We start from the raw sequence: 17903 nt of genomic DNA, 5'->3' as shown, positions 1-17903 counted from the left end.
TCAATAGTTTATAGATTAATCACCACAGGACTCACTGCCTGAGAAATGCACAGTTTGATCTGGGTATTATTACCATGATCAATTTCACCAGTCAGGACATTTCGTACCGAACCACTGACCTTGATACAGGAACAGGTATTGCAGATACCCATCCGGCAACCATGTGCTGGTCGCAAGCCGGATTTTTCGGCACTTTCCAGTAAATTGGACTGTGCCTGAAACTCTTGCTGCGATCTTAAAAACTGTACCGGCTGTGCTTTAATTTTTTCATCGATTACAACCTGGAAATATTCCGAATGAAAATTGGATTTCAAATCCAGTTTATCAACGATTTTCAGTGCAGCTTTCATCATCCCGGCAGAGCCACAGGCGTAAATTTTTCGTTCTGCAAAGTCTGGCACCAGCTTTTGCAATAAGCTCTGCGTCAGATGCTGCTGGTGTTCCACGGTATTGAAATGGTGATATTTCAAGTTTGGATGCATGAGAGCCAAGGTTTTCAGTTCAGCATGAAAGGCATCATCTCGAGTGAAATAAATCAGGTCGATCTGTTCCAGAGACTGAATGACTGCTTTTTGCAGCAAGGAATAAATTGCGGTAATACCACTGCCTGAAGCCAGAAATAAAATCGGCTGGGTGGATTTTTGCAATGTGAACTCGCCTTGCGGCTGTGATATTTCGATCACGGCACCAATTTGCATCAGGCTTAAGGCATGTGACACTTTGCCCTGCTGTTTAACCGCAATGATCAGATCACCATTTTTCAATACAGTGACCACAGAATAATGTCGCTGATGACGTACGCCATCGAGTCTAACAGTCACTGCAATATTCTGGCCGGCCTGAAATGACTTGGCTTTAAAATTATGATTTGGACGTAAGTGAATCTTGAAAAAGTCAGGGCTGATGGCTTGAATACCCATAACGGCAGCCTTAACTTTTTTGATTGCCCAGGTTGGATGAATTTTTTCACCAATAAAATCAATGAAATCAATGAAATCTTCCCGGATCCAATGCGGCTGATAGGTTGGCATGCTTGTCATTTTTATCCCCTTATCCGCAGACAGTTCCATTAATGTACAACTGTCTAATTATTATATTGCTCAGGATAAAGAATTCTCACATTCAGACCATGTCAATACAGGTCAAATTATGTTCTTAAGCCATATAATATGACTTTTTGTCGGACAATATCGTCTAAAAGTAGCGATCAAGGCCATATGGATTGAGAAAAAGCATTTTTAAACCGACAACGCTGCTTAGCCTATACATAAAAAAACTGACCTCTCATAGAGATCAGTTTTTTGACTTCATGTTAGGATTTTCAGCTTAAATGATGCGTTAACCTGCCACCTGTTCCAAAAGAATAGTACCATATAATTCACGCAGATCCTTTTTCAGCATTTTACCGGTACCACTGAGAGGGATCGCATCAACAAATACGACTCGATCTGGAATCTGCCATTTGGCTACCTTGTCCGCATAATAATCTAGCAAATCAGTTTCACTTAGCTGGCTATCCGGTTTTTTAATGGCAATCAATACCGGGCGCTCATCCCATTTAGGATGCTGGGCGGCAATTACGGCTGCCATCGCAATTTCCGGATGCCCCATGGCAATATTTTCTAGCTCCACCGATGAAATCCATTCTCCGCCAGACTTGATTAGATCTTTAGAACGGTCACTGAGTTTCATAAAGCCATCCTGATCCAACGTGGCAATATCGCCGGTATCAAACCAGCCATCTGCAGTCAAAGCTGATTCTTCCTTGCCGAAATAATGGCTGATGACCCAATGCCCTTTCACCTGTAAATTTCCTGTGGTCTGTCCATCACGCTCAATTTCATGCGTCCCTTTTTCTGCATCAGTCAAACGTAGGTCAACCCCGAATGGTGGACGACCTTGGGACAGCCGAATCTGTAATTTTTCTTCATCAGACAGATGTAAATGTTTGGTCTTGAGCTGATTTGCCGTACCCAGTGGACTGATTTCTGTCATGCCCCAGGCATGGATCGTTTCACAATTAAACTGTTCTTTGAAAGCTCTTAACATGGCCGGTGGGCATGCCGATCCACCCACTACATTTCGTTTTAGGCTTTCCAGTTTGGAGCCTGACTGGTTTGCGGCGGCAATCAAACCTTGCCAGATGGTCGGTACGCCAAGTGCTACCGAAACCTGATAAGTATCAATCAGGTTGACCAGACTGGCGCCATCCAGACCCGGTCCAGGAAGGACCAGAGTGCATCCCACCATCGCAGCGGCATACGGCGTGCCCCACGCATTTACATGGAACATAGGCACCACAGGCAACATAATATCGGCAGCTGAGACATTTAAGGAGTCAGGTAAAATGATGGCATAGCTATGTAATACCGTAGAACGATGGCTAAACAGTACACCTTTGGGATTGCCCGTAGTTCCCGAGGTATAACATAAAGAGCTTGCCGAGTTTTCATCAAGTGTTGGCCACTCAAATTCTGTATTTTGCCCGGCAATCAGATCATCATAAAATTGTACTTCTGGAATCGCTTCTCTAACTGCCGGATCAACCGCATCCAGACAGATAAAATGCTCGACTGAGGTCAACAGCGCTTTCACGGCTTTAATTAAAGGGACAAATGTTTTATCGAACAGCACCACGCGATCCGCAGCATCATTAATAATAAAAATCAGCTGTTCCGGAAATAAGCGAGGATTAATGGTATGACAGACCAAGCCGCTGCCAGAAATGGCATACCAGGACTCTAAATGGCGATGATTATTCCAGGCAATAGTCGCGACCCGATCTCCCTGCGCCAAGCCGAGTTGTTGTAATGCATTGGCAAAACGTTTCGAGTTTTGATGAATTTCTCCCCAATTGGTCACTGTAATACTGGTATCGGTATTTTTGGAAATTACCTCGGTATCGGCATGATAGCGTCCTGCATGTTCAATCATGCTGCTGATCAGTAAAGGCTGAAACATCATATTTCCGAGCATTCTCCACTCCTTTGCGCTTGTTATTGGTCCGTATTTTCGTATCGTTGTTATAGTTGCATGATGGCTCGGTCTTAGACCGTCACTTACTTTTTATCATCATGTGGACCGAATTTAGCAAGGAAATCTAACTTTGTAAGTATCGAATTGTGACAAATTAAGCCAAGTGACTGAGGCGTATAAAAATGGGAATACAATTTATGTAGAGATAAAATTTCCACAGAAAATCTGAAACCGGATTTTCACTTTAATTGTCGTGTATCAAGACTCAAGCTTAAAAATAGAATGACAATAAGCCTAGTCCTCCCTTTTGTTATATTAAGCATCTTAAAATATGCTATAAATCAAAATAATTAGAACAGTTATAGTTCAAGAAAGTGTATGTATAAGTCTGAAAAACTGGCACAGAATATCCGTCAGATGATTGAAAATGGCGTATGGAAGGCACATGAAAAATTGCCTTCACTTCGCGAACAGACCCAATTATCTGGTTATAGCCTGATGACGGTACTCAATGCTTATCAGGAACTTGAAGCACAAGGTCTAGTCTATGCCAAAGACAAATCGGGCTATTACGTTGCAGAACACACTCAAGCACTGCTCAATAGCAAACAGTTCGTACAGATTGGTTTAAATCCTAAAATTCAAATCAACTCGGTGGTATTTAATTATTTAAAATCGACTCAGTCAGCCGAAATTGTGCCTTTTGGTTCTGCCTTTCCCAATGCAGAGCTGTTATATAACGCCAAATTTATGCAGATTCTGGCGCAGCAGGCCAAAAGAAAAAGCAGTTATAACAATCAGAATCACATGCCGCCCGGGAATCAGGACTTGAGGCAACTGATTGCCAATCGTTATCAATTACAAGGGATTAAATGCAATCTGGATGACATTGTCATTACATCTGGCGCACTAGAAGCATTGAATCTGTCTTTACAGGCCTTAACCCAACCCGGTGATTTTATTCTGCTACAGCAAACCATATTTTATGGTGCCTGGCAGGCAGCCGAGCGTCTGGGATTACAGGTGATTACGATTCCGGAACATCCACAGTTTGGCTTTGATCTGGAATCATTTGAACAGGCTTTAAAACAGTATCCGATCAAGGTGTGCTGGCTGATGCTGAATGCCCATAATCCGATTGGCTTTACCGTCAGTTCTGAAATCAAACAAAGAATTGCGGAACTCTTGTATGAATATCAGGTGTATTTAATCGAAGATGATGTTTATCAGGAATTAAATTATGGTTCATCCAAACCGCTACCCGTTAAATATTTTGATCGGCATCAGATGGTTTTGCACTGCGCCTCATTTTCGAAAACGCTGGGGATGGGTGCACGCGTCGGTTGGGTGTATGCCGGCCCATTTTCCGATGCCATTCAGCACTTACAGCTCATGAGCACTTTAACAGTCAGTCCCTTACTTCAAAATGCGCTGGTCGAATTTATTTCACATCATCATTATGAAAAACATTTGCGGCATTTAAGGCAGCATCTGGAAAAATATAAAAAGAAATTTTATCAGGAACTCAAAGCAAGTTTGGGAAGCATCTGTGAAATTTACTATTATTCCAGCGGTTATTTTCTTTGGATTGAGTTTCCTAAAGAAGTTGATGCCCAGCAGCTCTATGAACAATTGCTTCAACAACATATTTCAGTTGCCCCTGCACTGCTGTTTAAGCCTGAGCCTACCAGCCAACATTATATTCGGCTGAATTGTTCGTTTGAATGGACAGCCAATATTGAAAATGCAGTCAATCTGCTGACAGAAACCATTCTTCAAAATAGCAAAAGCGCGGATTAATTCATCCACGCTTCTGTTACAGATCAGACTCTCTCATTGAAAGAAGTCTTAGAAGTTGTAAATCGCAACCGCATTGATTCGGTTGTCTTCACCTGTACGACCACTAATTACGTCACCATCAATATTTAATGCAGGCCCATATGCTTCGCGTTCACCATAAATATATTCCAGACCGAAACTTAAAGGTTTGGTTGGGCTATAGAAAACGTTTGCCCAAGCCTGCCACAGATCTTTGTTAACTGTACTTGTATTCACGGCAGTAAGATAGCCATTATCTTGGTCAAAATTCATATAACCATAACCTAATGTACCGCGCAATTTGTCATTAAACTGCTGGGTAATACCTACTGTAATCGAGTCAAATTCACTTTGGTAAAGATTTCCACCTGCTGCAACAACACCTGTATTGGCAAAAGAAACAAAGCTGCTATCGCCTTTAACATGATAATAATCCGCTTTTAAAGTGGTACCCGGTACAACTTCATATTTTGTTCCCAGACCCACACCCCACGCCATTTCTTCATCTTCATTGATACGTTTTTCCTGGCCCATGGCACGCGCACTAACGGTAAGATTATCAGCAAATTTATGATTTAACCGTGCTGTTAAAGCAGGTAGACGCTGCTTAATAGAACCATCTTTTGGATCTTCTACCGCCAGTACCAGATTGGTAGCCGGGCTGAAGGTGCTGGTATGACGAACTTGTGGAGTCCGTTTAATTGAACCGCCAGCATAAACCAGTGCATCTACAGTTTCTGGAATATAATCTGGTACCGCAAAGTTTGACCAGGTTTGACCAATTAACCAGTTGGCATAGCTGATATAAGCATGGCGGATACGTAAATTATCAAAGCTTGCACCGCCCAGAAAGTCTACTTCAACTTTACCACTCAGGGCTTTGTCCCCAGCGCCGACAGGTGCTTTGAAGTCCATTCCTAAGCGGGTAGCAGAAAGTGTTGATCTTAAACGATCACTATTTTCATTATTTCCTTCTAATGCCACAGCATTAATATGGTTGTATGGCAAATCTCGACTGGTTCCCTCTACCTGATAAGAGGCATCGGCTCGGACATTTCCGTAAAGATTAAATTCGGCACCACTGGCAATTTTCATGACAGGTTTGCTTGCTGGAGCGGGTGTTGCTGCAACATGTGCAGTGACCACAGCCGTCTGTCTTTGCTGTTGTTCAACCAGTGCGCGTAAGGCCTGAACTTCCTGGCGCAGTTGTTCAATTTCCTGCTGATTCGACTGAGTGGAGGTTTGTGCTTGAGTCGATAAGCTGATGCCCCCTAAACTCATTGCCATCATGCTCATCAGAACTGTGCGTTTGAATGTGATTGTTGGTTGATTAAATAATTGTGTCGTGTTCATCCTAAACTCGCTTTTTATTATGCATTTCGATTCTAGCAACAGATCACCACCCGTTACGATGGCGATCTATATCATTGGGAATATTATCTTTATTGATTGAAATCTAACTTAATGTGTCGCTTCTTTTGCCAATGGATTCGGCTTCACATCAGGTGTTGCAAGGGCTTGGCCATCTACGGAAGTTTTTAAGTTCACCAGGAAAATTGCCAGCGCAGCGATTACGCCAGGAATCGCAATTGCAAAGAAGTTCATTTGATGCGGTAAATTCATGGTTAATAAAGCACCAGTGAGTACCGGCCCAACAATCGCACCAATACGTCCAATACCTGATGCCCAACCCATACCGGTAGAACGTACCGTCGATGGATAATACTGCGCCACGAAGGTATAGAGCAGAATTTGTGAGCCAATCGTTGCAGCACCTGCCACAGCAATCAAGGTATACAGCACGAATTGCGGACTGTTAAAACCAAGCAGAATCAATGCAATGGCACCACATAAGAACATGATAGTCAGCACTTTTTTGATATGGAATTTATCTGCGAGATATCCACCACCAATGGCACCTACCATACCGCCAATATTCAGTGCGAACAGGAAGATCATACTTGCACCCAGCGAGTATCCTGCCTGAATCATCAGTTTTGGCAACCAGCTACCCAAGGCGTAGACCATCAACAGGCACATAAAGAATGCCAGCCAGAACATAAAGGTACTGAAACTACGGCCTTGTTGAAAGAGTGCTTTTAATGGTGCCTCATCCCCTTTTTGTACTTCATTCAGTACAAACTGGGTGTCACTGTTGATGACCTGTGTCGGAGAAATTTTCTGAATAATAGTGTGTGCTTGAGCCGTCTGTTGCTTGTTGGTCAGGTACATCAGGGATTCTGGCAGATATTTCCATAGAATCGGCAAGATGAGCAATGGAACACCTGCAAGCAGGAACATGATTTTCCAACCAAATTGTGGCACCAACCATGCACCTAATAACGCAGAAGTCATCCCGCCAATGGCATAACCACTAAACATCAGGGCAACCAGCGTGCTACGGATGCGTTTAGGCGCATATTCGGTCATCAATGCCACGACGTTAGGCATGACACCGCCAATTCCAAGGCCAGCCAGGAAACGTAAAATTCCGAATTCGACTGGTGATGTGGCAAAGGCACCGATAAAGGTAAACCCACTAAAAATAGCCACACAGATCATGATGGTTTTTTTACGGCCGAGTTTATCGGACAAGGTTCCGAAACTCATGGCACCGAACATCATCCCGAATAAGGCTGTACTGGCCAGCATTCCCGCTTGTACCGCACTTAGCGACCATTCCTGCATCAGTAGTGGCAATGCCACGCCATAGATGACCAGGTCATAACCATCAAAGATAATGATCAGCAAACACCAGATCAAAACACCCCAGTGAAAGGGTGTGAATTTCGCTTCATCAATCAGCGTATTTATATTCACTTTATTTGTAGACATCTCCACCTCCTAATTGTGAAGTTCAACTTATGCTGCTCACAATGCAGAAAATAGGAAAAAATGTCTAAAACTGAATAGGCATGGCTTTATACCTATAAGGTCTGGGTCAAATTAAACTATTCAATTAATTAATAAATATATTATTCAATCATGATGTTTTGTAAAACAGGTTGTTTTTATAGCGTCCTCATCGGTTTTTAGTGCTATATCATTCACACGATTTTTAGCGATTAAAATACCGATCGATCGTATTTTAGCGCTTCAAGATCATAGACTTGATACACAGCATCAAACAGGTAACGGATGTATTCGCTTTCATCCATATTGCGCATCGCCATAAAGACAGGACTCACTGCAAAAGCATCTGCTAGAGGTACAAAGTTGAGATGGGCTAATTTAATGTTTTGTGCGCTTTCCGGTACGATGCAGATGCCTTCTCCGGCAGCGACAAAGCCCAGTGCCAGCTGTAACTCACGGACAATCCGGATATTTTTCGGTTCAAGACCATACTCAGAAAATATGCCACGAACCTGGGTAGAGAAATTTGCCTTTCCAGTATTCGGATATAAGAACAGATGCTGATCGACCAGTTCAGATAAATGTATATTTTCACGATGGGCCAGTACATGGCTTGAATGAGCCGCCACCACTAGGCGTTCTTCACGCAATAACACCCGTTTTATCGCAGGATCCGAGATTCTTAAACGGCCGAAACCGACATCAATTCTTCCCTCTTTCAGCGCCTGAATCTGCTCATAGGTATTCATTTCCATCATCTCGATTTTGAGATAAGGATGCTGCTGCTTAAATAAAAATAAAATCCGAGACAGCAAACCAAACAATAAAGAGCCAACAAAACCGATGGTTATGGTGCGATCAGCAATTCCAATCCGTTTGGTCATCGATTTTATTTCTTCAGCATTAGACAAAAGTTTAACAGCGTGCTGATAGAAAAATTGACCGGCTTCGGTGGTTTTTAGCGGGCGGCTACCACGCTCAAATAGTTGAATATCGAGCTCTTGCTCTAGATTTTGGATCTGTCGGCTCAAAGGTGGTTGAGCAATAAACAGTTTTTCTGCCGCTTTGGTAAAACTTTGTTCTTCGACGACGGCAACGAAGTAACGTAAATGTCTGAGTTCCATGGCTCTGAATACCTTTAAAGTATAAAAAAATGCTAAATCGATCTTAGACCAATCAACATTATTCTTTTAAGGTATATCAAGTCAAAGCATTAAAGCAAGAATGTGAACCCGTATTATGTATAAGTCAGTTGAAACCTTGCTGGTAGAAATTCCAACCATTCGCCCTCACAAGATGGCAGTGGCGACGATGCAAACCCAGACCCTGGTATTGGTCAAAATCACCACTGAAGATGGTTACATCGGTTGGGGTGAAGCAACAACTATCGGTGGCTTAGGTTATGGTGATGAAAGCCCGGAAAGCGTAAAAGTTAATATTGAAACTTATTTTGCGCCTCTTTTAAAAACATTATCCGGTTTAAATGTTGCACAGACATTACAAGCAATTAAAAAGAATATTAATGGTAACCGTTTTGCCAAATGTGCGATTCAGACTGCACTTTTAGACATTCAGGCACAACGTTTAGGTTTGCCATTAAGCGAAGTCCTCGGTGGCCGCTTACGTGACAGTATTCCAGTTCTTTGGGTATTGGCTTCTGGAAATACCGAAAAAGATATTGCTGAAGCAGAGAAAATGGTTGCGGCAAAACGCCACAACATTTTCAAACTGAAAATCGGTTCGCGTCCGGTAAAAGAAGATGTTGAACATGTTCTGGCAATTAAGAAAGCCTTAGGCAAAGACGTTTCGATCCGTGTCGATGTGAACCGTGCCTGGTCAGAACTGGAAGCCATTAAAGGCATTCAGTTATTGCAAGATGGCGGTGTTGATCTGATTGAACAGCCATGTGCAATTGATAACCTGGACGCCATGCGCCGTCTGACCCGACGTTTTGATGTTGCCATCATGGCAGACGAATCGTTAATGGGCCCGCACTCAGCGTATGAGATTGCCAAACAAAACGGTTCATCTGTTTTTGCAGTCAAAGTTGCCCAGTCGGGTGGCCTGATTGAAGGTTGCGAAGTAGGCAAGATTGCCAAACTTGCAGGTATTGACCTGTATGGCGGCACCATGCTGGAAGGCCCGGTAGGCACAATTGCTTCGGCACATGTGTTCTCTACTTTTGAAAGTCTGGCGTTCGGTACCGAGCTGTTTGGTCCTCTACTGCTGACTGAAGATATTTTGAAAACCCCACTCAACTATCAAAACTTTGAACTTGAGATTCCGAAAGGACCAGGTCTGGGGATTGAGTTGGATGAAAACAAGATTGACAACTTGCGTCGTCAGTAATTAGGAGAAACCCATGCTTTTCCACGTACGTATGGATGTAAACATTCCACGTGATCTGCCAGTTGAACAGGCAAACGAAATTAAGGCTGTTGAAAAGGCTTATTCACAGGAATTGCAGCGTCAAGGCAAATGGCGTCATATCTGGCGCATCACGGGCCAGTACTCAAACATCAGTATTTTTGATGTTGAAAGCAATGAAGAGTTGCACAACCTGTTACAAGGCTTGCCTCTCTATCCTTATATGAACATTGAAGTGATGGCATTAAACCGTCACCCATCTTCAGTTCGAGATGACGACAGTTGATTAAATGAGCGGATTGGGAGTCACCGGATTCCCCTTCCGAATCGAAAACAGAGGGTACCTCAACAAGGATTGTGGCCAGCCAGATTTAGCCAGCCAATGAAAGCTAAAAAAGTGCGCCACTAAAAGATGAAAGACATACTTTAGGAGCAATAGTATGAATCGCCAAGAAATTGATGCATTAGTTAAGCAAATGAACGTTGATACAGCGACAGGTCCTGTAGATGAACGTGTACAACAAGTTGTTGTGCGTTTATTGGGTGACCTTTTCCAAGCGATCGAAGATCTTGATATTTCCCAGTCAGAACTGTGGAAAGGTCTGGAATACTTTACTGATGCCGGTCAAGCGAACGAATTAGGTTTATTGGCTGCAGGTTTGGGTCTGGAACACTACCTAGACTTACGTGCTGATGAAGCGGATGCTAAAGCAGGTATTACTGGCGGTACGCCACGTACGATTGAAGGCCCACTTTATGTCGCTGGCGCACCTGAAACTGTAAGCTTTGCGCGTATGGATGATGGTTCTGAAGAAGGCAAAATCCCGACTTTAATCATTGAAGGTACAGTGACGGATACTGACGGCAACCGTGTTGAAGGTGCCAAAGTTGAAATCTGGCATGCAAACAGCCTGGGCAACTACTCATTCTTTGACAAGTCACAGTCTGACTTTAACTTGCGTCGCAGCATCATTACCGCTGCCGATGGTCAATATACTGCATTGACTACAATGCCAGTGGGTTATGGCTGCCCTCCAGAAGGTACAACTCAGTTTGTACTGGACAAATTAGGCCGTCATGGTAACCGTCCATCGCACGTACATTACTTCGTATCTGCACCGGGTTACCGCAAGCTGACTACTCAATTCAATATTGAAGGCGACCAATACCTGTGGGATGACTTTGCATTCGCGACTCGTGAAGGCTTGGTGGCAACTGCGGTTGACGTGACTGATGAAGCTGAAATTGCAAAACGTGGTCTCAACGGTCCTTTCAAACACATTCAATTTGATATTGAACTTGTGAAAGAGAAACAAGACGCACCTTCTACTGAAGTTGATCGTCGCCGCGCTAGCGCTTAATACATTAAGAAGCGGGATATGCCTTGAGATATATCCCGCTGACTTCCCCCTTGGAAAGTCGGAGAAAGGACATGCCTCGTATTCCCGTAATTAACACCAGTCATCTTGATCGTATTGATGAGCTTCTAGTTGACGATTTTGAATCTGGTGAATTTAAACTTCACCGGTCTGTATTCACAGACCAAGCTCTGTTTGACCTGGAGATGAAATACATCTTTGAAGGCAACTGGGTTTATCTTGCACATGAAAGCCAGATTCCAAACAATAACGACTTCTATACTACCTATATTGGTCGTCAGCCGATCATCATTGCACGTAACCGTCAAGGTGAACTGAATGCCATGATCAATGCCTGTTCGCATCGCGGTGCACAATTGTGCCGTAACAAGAAAGGCAATAAAGCAACTTATACTTGCCCATTCCATGGCTGGACTTTCAATAACTCAGGTAAGTTATTAAAAGTTAAAGATCCGGCTGAAGCGGGCTATTCAGACTGCTTTAACAAAGACGGTTCACATGACCTGAAAAAGGTTGCCCGTTTTGAAAACTATAAAGGTTTCCTGTTCGGCAGCTTGAATCCGGATGTTCCTTCTCTGGAAGAATACCTGGGTGAAGCGACCAAAATCATTGACATGATCGTGGATCAGTCTGAACAAGGTCTGGAAGTTTTACGTGGTTCTTCGACTTATACCTATGAAGGTAACTGGAAGTTGACTGCTGAAAACGGTGCTGATGGTTATCACGTGTCTGCTGTACACTGGAACTATGCTGCAACGACTCAGCAACGTAAAGAAAAAGAAGCTGGCGATAACATCCGTGCGATGAGCGCAGGCTCATGGGGCAAGCAAGGCGGTGGTTCTTACGGCTTTGAACATGGTCACATGCTGCTATGGACCCAATGGGCTAACCCGGAAGACCGTCCTAACTTTGCCAAGAAAGATGAATACACTGCGCAATATGGCGAAGCTATGGCGAAGTGGATGATCGAACGTTCACGTAACCTGTGTATCTATCCAAACGTTTACTTCATGGATCAGTTCGGTTCACAAATCCGTGTCCTGCGCCCGATTTCTGTCGATAAGACTGAAGTGACGATCTACTGTATCGCACCTGTAGGCGAAGAGCCTGAAGCGCGTACCCGTCGTATCCGTCAGTATGAAGATTTCTTTAACGCTTCAGGTATGGCGACACCAGACGATCTTGAAGAATTCCGTGCTTGTCAGGCAGGTTATGCCGGTATCGCGCTGGAATGGAACGACATGTGCCGTGGCTCTAAACACTGGATTCAAGGTCCGGATGATGCTGCCAATGAAATTGGTTTAAAACCAAAACTGTCTGGTATTAAAACTGAAGACGAAGGTCTATACCTGTCTCAACACCAATACTGGTTAGAATTGATCAAAAAAGGTATTGCGACTGAGAAAGAAATTGCAGCATCAACTGAAGGAGAAAACGCATGAGCGACATCACTTTAGAAAATATTGCTCAGTTCCTGTATCAAGAAGCCCGCTTTTTAGATGATGAACAATGGGATGATTGGTTAACTTGTTATGCCCCTACTGCGTCTTTCTGGATGCCAGCCTGGGATGATGATGACAAGCTGACCACAGATCCGCAGTCTGAAATCTCCCTGATTTACTATCCAGACCGTCAAGGTTTAGAAGACCGCGTGTTCCGGATCAAGACTGAACGTTCATCTGCAACCATGCCGGATACACGTACCTGCCATAACATCAGCAATATTGAAATTGTTGAACGTGATGGCGACAAAGTGACTGTACGTTTTAACTGGAATACTTTGAGCTTCCGTTACAAAACAAGTTACAGCTATTTCGGTATGTCTCGTTATGAAATCGATTTCTCAGGCGATAAACCGCAAATTTTAAGCAAATACGTGGTACTGAAAAACGATTACATCAACCAGGTTATCGACATTTATCACCTCTAAGACTGTTTATACAGCTAGGTTATGCCTTTCGGTCAGATGGAAAATTGGCTGAAAGGCTCAGTTACAAAGATTTATATAGGATATTCAGCCATGTCAAACCACAATGTTGCACTTCAATTTGAAGATGGCGTTACACGTTTTATTTCTGTTTCAGATGGCGAAACACTGTCAGATGCAGCCTACCGTCAAAAGATCAATATTCCTTTGGACTGCCGTGATGGTGCTTGTGGAACGTGTCGTGCGTTTTGTGAATCAGGTTCTTATGACATGCCTGAAGAAACTTATATTGAAGATGCTTTAACACCTGAAGAAGCCGCTGAAGGCTTTATTCTGGCTTGCCAATGTAAACCGACTTCAGATGCAGTGTTCCAGATTCAGGCATCTTCAGAAGTCTGCAAAACTGAAATTCATGAATTCCAGGGTACTTTGGCTCGTGTCGAGAACCTGTCTGATTCGACCATTACTTTTGACATCCAGTTAGATGAAGGTCAACCAGACATTCACTTCTTGGCAGGTCAATATGTCAATGTCGGTATTCCAGGCACGACTGAAACCCGTTCATATTCATTCAGCTCAAAACCAAGCGACCGTTTGACCGGTTTCGTGGTACGTAACGTACCGAACGGCAAAATGAGTGAATTCTTAAGTAAAAATGCCAAAGCTGGCGACAAGATGACTTTCACCGGTCCATTTGGGAGCTTCTACCTGCGCCCTGTAGCGCGTCCAGTATTGATGTTAGCGGGTGGTACAGGTATTGCACCATTCATGTCGATGCTGCAAGTGCTGGAAGAAAAAGGTTCAGAACATCCAGTGCGTTTAGTATTTGGTGTGACCAATGATTTCGACTTGGTAGCGATTGAAAAACTAAACGAACTGCAAGAAAAATTCCCGTGGTTTGAATACCGCACTGTAGTAGCAAATCCAGAATCTGCACATGAGCGTAAAGGCTATGTGACTGGTCATATCGAAAACGAATGGCTGAATGGCGGTGATGTAGATGTCTACCTGTGTGGCCCTGTACCAATGGTTGAAGCGGTTCGCGGCTGGCTGGATGCTGAAGGCGTAAAACCTGCAAGCTTCCTGTTTGAAAAATTCTCTGCCAACTAATAGAGGGAATTTGTTCAATGTCTAATCGTCAAAGATTTGAAAATAAAGTCGTGATCGTGACGGGTGCTGCGCAAGGCATCGGTCGCGGTGTCGCGCTGCAAGTGGCGAGCGAAGGTGCTCAAGTCGTCATGGCTGACCTTTCCCCTTATGTAGAAGAAGTTCTGGCTGAAATTGAAGCGACTGGCGGTGATGCGATTACGGTCAAAGCCAATCTGGAAACGTTTGCCGGTGCTCAATCAGTCGTTGAAAAAGCGCTAGAAACCTATGGTCGTGTCGATGCGCTGATCAATAACGTCGGTGGTGCGATCTGGATGAAACCTTTCGAAGAATTTTCTGAAGAGGAAATTATCAAGGAAGTGAACCGTTCATTGTTCCCGACGCTGTGGTGCTGCCGCGCAGTATTGCCAGAAATGATTAAAAATCAGAAAGGTACCATTGTAAACGTATCTTCTATTGCCACTCGTGGTATTAACCGTGTGCCATATTCGGCATCGAAAGGTGGTGTGAACGGTCTGACCGCTTCCCTTGCCTTTGAACATGCCAAAGACGGGATCCGTGTCAATGCAATCGCGACGGGTGGTACTGAAGCACCACCACGTAAAGTACCACGCAATGCCAATCCACTGACTGAATCTGAAAAAGAATGGATGCAGCAAGTGGTTGATCAGACCATTGACCGTACTTTCATGGGACGCTACGGTACGATTCAGGAGCAAGTGAATGCGATTGTATTCCTGGCTTCGGATGAATCATCTTATATGACAGGTACAGTAGTACCGGTCGGTGGTGGTGATCAGGGCTAATCCTGATCATCACGATTTTTAACAGGCTCATGGTTCGACGCAAGGAGGCACATCACCAATGAACACCCTGTTTCAAACATTAAAAAATGATTGGTCAATTTCAGCAACTGTTGCAGGATTCTTAGCAGTGCTGATTTCCTATTCAGGGCCACTGATCATTTTTTTCCAGGCAGCGCAGCAAGCCCAGGTTTCCCCAGACATGATGATTTCATGGATTTGGGGAATTTCTATTGGTGCGGCGCTCGCAGGTATCTTTTTATCGATTAAATACAAAATACCTGTTGTCACCGCCTGGTCTGCGCCCGGAACGGCACTATTGGTCACGCTGTTTCCCGATATTTCGCTCAATGAAGCGGTTGCGGCCTATATCACCTCTGCTGTGGTGATTTTTCTCATTGGGATTACCGGTTATTTCGACAAGTTACTGTCCTGGATTCCTCAGGAAGTGGCTGCCGGGATGATGGCGGGGATTTTACTGCAGTTTGGTTTAGGGTTGTTTACCGCGACCGATACCATGCCCTATATCGTCTTTGGCATGCTGGCGGTATTTTTGCTGGCCAAGCGTTTTAGTCCACGCTATGCCATGGTCTGGGTGCTGATTGCCGGTGTGGTTTTAAGCATGCTACTCGGCAAGATCAACCCGGTCACGGCAAATTTCAGTCTGGCGATTCCGCAATTTATTGCACCGGAATGGACCTGGAGTTCAACCCTGAATCTGGCCCTCCCGCTCATCCTGGTCAGCCTGTCTGGCCAGTTTTTACCGGGAATGGCGATTATCAAACTCAGTGGTTATGACATGCCCGCCAAGCCGATTATCAGTGCCACCAGTATTGCCTCGCTTGCAGTGGCCTGTGTTGGGGGTATCACGATTGTATTGGCTTCGATCACGGCTGCATTGTGTTTAGGCAAAGATGCCCACGAGCTGAAAGAAAAGCGTTATATCGCTGGTGTGGCGAATGGGCTTTTTTACATTTTAGGCGGCTTATTTGCCGGCAGCATTGTCATGCTTTTTAGCCTGATGCCCAAAGAACTCATTGCGGCTTTGGCAGGACTGGCATTACTGGGTGCGATTGCCACCAACATTTCCGTGGCAATGGGCAAAGAGTCGCAACGTGATGCAGCACTGATCACCTTTTTAGCGACTGCTTCCGGCATGCATTTCTTGGGACTAAGTTCAGTCTTTTGGGGAATTTGCATTGGCCTGGTAGCACATTTTCTGCTGTCACAGAAAAACCGTAACGCAGTTCCAGTTACAGCATCAGATTCAAAACGAGTTTAAAGACATCCATCAGTTTAGGATATGTAAGGACCAGATTATGATAGATAAAAGTTCATTATCATTGAAAGAAGCACTCTCCCAGATCAAGGACGGTTCTACCATTATGATCGGTGGTTTCGGTACAGCGGGTCAGCCTGCTGAACTGATTGATGGTCTAATCGAATTGGGTATTAAAGACCTGATTATTGTTAACAACAATGCCGGTAATGGCGACTATGGTCTGGCGAAACTGCTTAAAGCGGGCGCTGTGCGTAAAATTATCTGTTCTTTCCCGCGTCAGTCTGACTCGTGGGTATTTGACGAGCTTTATCGTGCAGGAAAAATTGAACTGGAACTGGTACCGCAAGGTAATCTGGCTTGCCGTATTCAGGCAGCAGGTATGGGCTTGGGTCCAATCTACACCCCTACCGGTTTTGGTACTTTGCTGGCGGAAGGCAAACCGACCATGAACTACAAAGGTAAAGACTACGTTTTAGAAAATCCGATTAAAGCTGACTTTGCTTTAATTAAAGCTTCTAAAGGCGATCGTTGGGGCAATCTGGTCTACCGTAAATCTGCCCGTAACTTCGGCCCAATCATGGCAATGGCAGCAGATGTGACCATTGCTCAAGTTTCTGAAGTGGTTGAACTGGGTGCACTGGATCCAGAGCACATCATCACCCCGGGAATTTTTGTTCAACACATTGTTCAAGTTAAGCCTGCACAATAATTGGCATCGGAGATAAATAATGAGCTATAGCAAACTGACCCGTGACCAGATCGCTGAACGTGTGGCACAAGATATTCCTGATGGCGCTTATGTGAACTTGGGTATTGGTTTACCAACAAAGATTTCAAGCTATCTGCCAAGCGATAAAGACGTCTTCCTGCATTCTGAAAATGGCCTGTTGGCTTTCGGTCCTCCTCCTGCTGAAGAAGACCGCGATCCTGAACTGATTAATGCTGGTAAAGAATTCGTGACCTTACTTGAAGGCGGTTCGTTCTTCCATCACGGCGATTCTTTCGCAATGATGCGTGGCGGTCACTTAGATATCGCCGTATTAGGCGCGTTTCAGGTCGCTGAAAATGGCGATCTGGCCAACTGGCATACCGGTGCTCCAGATGCAATTCCAGCAGTCGGCGGTGCGATGGATCTGGCTGTGGGTGCCAAGAAAGTCTTTATTACCACAGATCACGTGACCAAAAAAGGCGAGCCAAAAATTGTGGCTGAGCTTTCCTATCCGGCTACAGGCCTGAAATGTGTCGACCGTATTTATACCGACCTGTGCGTGATTGATGTTATGCCTGAAGGGATGAAAGTGATTGAGAAAGTTGAAGGTCTGTCATTTGAAGAATTGCAGTCATTGACCGGTGCCAAACTGATTGATGCGACTCAAGGTTAATACACTTTA

At 44.3% G+C, this 17903-nt stretch carries 16 protein-coding genes; 11 read left to right on the top strand and 5 right to left on the bottom strand.

The window, feature by feature from the left end:
• Nucleotides 1–8: 8 nt before the first annotated feature.
• Nucleotides 9–1040, bottom strand: coding sequence for a flavin reductase family protein (locus WFH18_RS08005; protein ID WP_004280394.1), 1032 nt, complete (start codon nucleotides 1038–1040; stop codon nucleotides 9–11).
• Between the two features lie 298 nt (nucleotides 1041–1338).
• The gene (locus tag WFH18_RS08000) at nucleotides 1339–2976 is read right to left on the bottom strand and encodes a long-chain-fatty-acid--CoA ligase (RefSeq protein WP_005246259.1); all 1638 of its coding nucleotides are present in this window, start codon (nucleotides 2974–2976) and stop codon (nucleotides 1339–1341) included.
• A 378-nt stretch (nucleotides 2977–3354) separates the two neighbouring features.
• On the opposite strand from WFH18_RS08000, the gene WFH18_RS07995 reads away from it, so the two are divergent.
• The gene (locus tag WFH18_RS07995) at nucleotides 3355–4776 is read left to right on the top strand and encodes an aminotransferase-like domain-containing protein (RefSeq protein WP_004280396.1); all 1422 of its coding nucleotides are present in this window, start codon (nucleotides 3355–3357) and stop codon (nucleotides 4774–4776) included.
• Nucleotides 4777–4824: 48 nt separating this feature from the next.
• Here WFH18_RS07995 and WFH18_RS07990 read toward each other — a convergent pair whose 3' ends face one another.
• The 3 genes from WFH18_RS07990 to WFH18_RS07980 all read right to left on the bottom strand — a co-directional run bounded on the left by WFH18_RS07990 (nucleotide 4825) and on the right by WFH18_RS07980 (nucleotide 8771).
• Nucleotides 4825–6147 (bottom strand): DcaP family trimeric outer membrane transporter, encoded by a 1323-nt coding sequence (locus WFH18_RS07990; protein ID WP_039902226.1) that lies wholly within the window; start codon nucleotides 6145–6147, stop codon nucleotides 4825–4827.
• Between the two features lie 108 nt (nucleotides 6148–6255).
• Complete coding sequence (locus tag WFH18_RS07985; protein ID WP_180086980.1) at nucleotides 6256–7629, bottom strand: MFS transporter; 1374 nt, start codon at nucleotides 7627–7629, stop codon at nucleotides 6256–6258.
• A gap of 230 nt (nucleotides 7630–7859) precedes the next feature.
• On the bottom strand, nucleotides 7860–8771 hold the full coding sequence (locus WFH18_RS07980; protein ID WP_336754732.1) for a LysR family transcriptional regulator: 912 nt from the start codon (nucleotides 8769–8771) through the stop codon (nucleotides 7860–7862).
• A gap of 115 nt (nucleotides 8772–8886) precedes the next feature.
• Between WFH18_RS07980 and WFH18_RS07975 the strand changes: the two genes are divergently transcribed.
• The 10 genes from WFH18_RS07975 (at nucleotide 8887) to WFH18_RS07930 (ending at nucleotide 17894) form a co-directional block, all read left to right on the top strand.
• Nucleotides 8887–9996, top strand: a complete 1110-nt coding sequence (locus tag WFH18_RS07975) for a muconate/chloromuconate family cycloisomerase (RefSeq protein ID WP_336754731.1) — start codon at nucleotides 8887–8889, stop codon at nucleotides 9994–9996.
• A gap of 13 nt (nucleotides 9997–10009) precedes the next feature.
• Nucleotides 10010–10300 (top strand): muconolactone Delta-isomerase, encoded by a 291-nt coding sequence (catC, locus tag WFH18_RS07970; RefSeq protein ID WP_004647036.1) that lies wholly within the window; start codon nucleotides 10010–10012, stop codon nucleotides 10298–10300.
• A 154-nt stretch (nucleotides 10301–10454) separates the two neighbouring features.
• Nucleotides 10455–11375 carry a catechol 1,2-dioxygenase gene (gene catA, locus WFH18_RS07965; protein WP_005100210.1) on the top strand — a complete coding sequence of 307 codons (921 nt, stop codon included), beginning with the start codon at nucleotides 10455–10457 and terminating at the stop codon, nucleotides 11373–11375.
• Nucleotides 11376–11446: 71 nt separating this feature from the next.
• Nucleotides 11447–12835: a benzoate 1,2-dioxygenase large subunit gene (gene benA / locus WFH18_RS07960; protein ID WP_336754730.1), complete on the top strand. Its 1389-nt coding sequence runs from the start codon at nucleotides 11447–11449 to the stop codon at nucleotides 12833–12835.
• Complete coding sequence (gene benB / locus WFH18_RS07955; protein ID WP_004647040.1) at nucleotides 12832–13323, top strand: benzoate 1,2-dioxygenase small subunit; 492 nt, start codon at nucleotides 12832–12834, stop codon at nucleotides 13321–13323. Before benA ends, benB begins: the two co-directional genes overlap by 4 nt.
• Nucleotides 13324–13413: 90 nt before the next feature.
• Nucleotides 13414–14430 (top strand): benzoate 1,2-dioxygenase electron transfer component BenC, encoded by a 1017-nt coding sequence (benC, locus tag WFH18_RS07950; RefSeq protein ID WP_336754729.1) that lies wholly within the window; start codon nucleotides 13414–13416, stop codon nucleotides 14428–14430.
• A 17-nt stretch (nucleotides 14431–14447) separates the two neighbouring features.
• On the top strand, nucleotides 14448–15233 hold the full coding sequence (gene benD, locus WFH18_RS07945; protein ID WP_005106868.1) for a benzoate diol dehydrogenase BenD: 786 nt from the start codon (nucleotides 14448–14450) through the stop codon (nucleotides 15231–15233).
• Between the two features lie 58 nt (nucleotides 15234–15291).
• The gene (benE, locus tag WFH18_RS07940; protein ID WP_336754728.1) at nucleotides 15292–16512 is read left to right on the top strand and encodes a benzoate/H(+) symporter BenE; all 1221 of its coding nucleotides are present in this window, start codon (nucleotides 15292–15294) and stop codon (nucleotides 16510–16512) included.
• 37 nt (nucleotides 16513–16549) lie between these two features.
• Complete coding sequence (locus WFH18_RS07935) at nucleotides 16550–17221, top strand: 3-oxoacid CoA-transferase subunit A (RefSeq protein WP_336754727.1); 672 nt, start codon at nucleotides 16550–16552, stop codon at nucleotides 17219–17221.
• Between the two features lie 19 nt (nucleotides 17222–17240).
• Nucleotides 17241–17894, top strand: a complete 654-nt coding sequence (locus tag WFH18_RS07930; protein WP_336754726.1) for a 3-oxoacid CoA-transferase subunit B — start codon at nucleotides 17241–17243, stop codon at nucleotides 17892–17894.
• Nucleotides 17895–17903: the final 9 nt, after the last annotated feature.

This window comes from Acinetobacter sp. USHLN143 (assembly GCF_037145695.1).
GTDB lineage: Bacteria > Pseudomonadota > Gammaproteobacteria > Pseudomonadales > Moraxellaceae > Acinetobacter > Acinetobacter fasciculus.
The sequence above is the reverse complement of the archived record's forward strand: the minus strand, read 5'-3'. Positions and strand labels throughout refer to the sequence as shown.

Excerpts from the sequence above, each read along its gene's own strand:
- WFH18_RS08005 (WP_004280394.1), bottom strand. The coding sequence starts at position 1,040 with ATGACAAGCATGCCAACCTATCAGCCGCATTGGATCCGGGAAGATTTC.
- WFH18_RS08000 (WP_005246259.1), bottom strand. The coding sequence starts at position 2,976 with ATGCTCGGAAATATGATGTTTCAGCCTTTACTGATCAGCAGCATGATT.
- WFH18_RS07995 (WP_004280396.1), top strand. The coding sequence starts at position 3,355 with ATGTATAAGTCTGAAAAACTGGCACAGAATATCCGTCAGATGATTGAA.
- WFH18_RS07990 (WP_039902226.1), bottom strand. The coding sequence starts at position 6,147 with ATGAACACGACACAATTATTTAATCAACCAACAATCACATTCAAACGC.
- WFH18_RS07985 (WP_180086980.1), bottom strand. The coding sequence starts at position 7,629 with ATGTCTACAAATAAAGTGAATATAAATACGCTGATTGATGAAGCGAAA.
- WFH18_RS07980 (WP_336754732.1), bottom strand. The coding sequence starts at position 8,771 with ATGGAACTCAGACATTTACGTTACTTCGTTGCCGTCGTCGAAGAACAA.
- WFH18_RS07975 (WP_336754731.1), top strand. The coding sequence starts at position 8,887 with ATGTATAAGTCAGTTGAAACCTTGCTGGTAGAAATTCCAACCATTCGC.
- catC (WP_004647036.1), top strand. The coding sequence starts at position 10,010 with ATGCTTTTCCACGTACGTATGGATGTAAACATTCCACGTGATCTGCCA.
- catA (WP_005100210.1), top strand. The coding sequence starts at position 10,455 with ATGAATCGCCAAGAAATTGATGCATTAGTTAAGCAAATGAACGTTGAT.
- benA (WP_336754730.1), top strand. The coding sequence starts at position 11,447 with ATGCCTCGTATTCCCGTAATTAACACCAGTCATCTTGATCGTATTGAT.
- benB (WP_004647040.1), top strand. The coding sequence starts at position 12,832 with ATGAGCGACATCACTTTAGAAAATATTGCTCAGTTCCTGTATCAAGAA.
- benC (WP_336754729.1), top strand. The coding sequence starts at position 13,414 with ATGTCAAACCACAATGTTGCACTTCAATTTGAAGATGGCGTTACACGT.
- benD (WP_005106868.1), top strand. The coding sequence starts at position 14,448 with ATGTCTAATCGTCAAAGATTTGAAAATAAAGTCGTGATCGTGACGGGT.
- benE (WP_336754728.1), top strand. The coding sequence starts at position 15,292 with ATGAACACCCTGTTTCAAACATTAAAAAATGATTGGTCAATTTCAGCA.
- WFH18_RS07935 (WP_336754727.1), top strand. The coding sequence starts at position 16,550 with ATGATAGATAAAAGTTCATTATCATTGAAAGAAGCACTCTCCCAGATC.
- WFH18_RS07930 (WP_336754726.1), top strand. The coding sequence starts at position 17,241 with ATGAGCTATAGCAAACTGACCCGTGACCAGATCGCTGAACGTGTGGCA.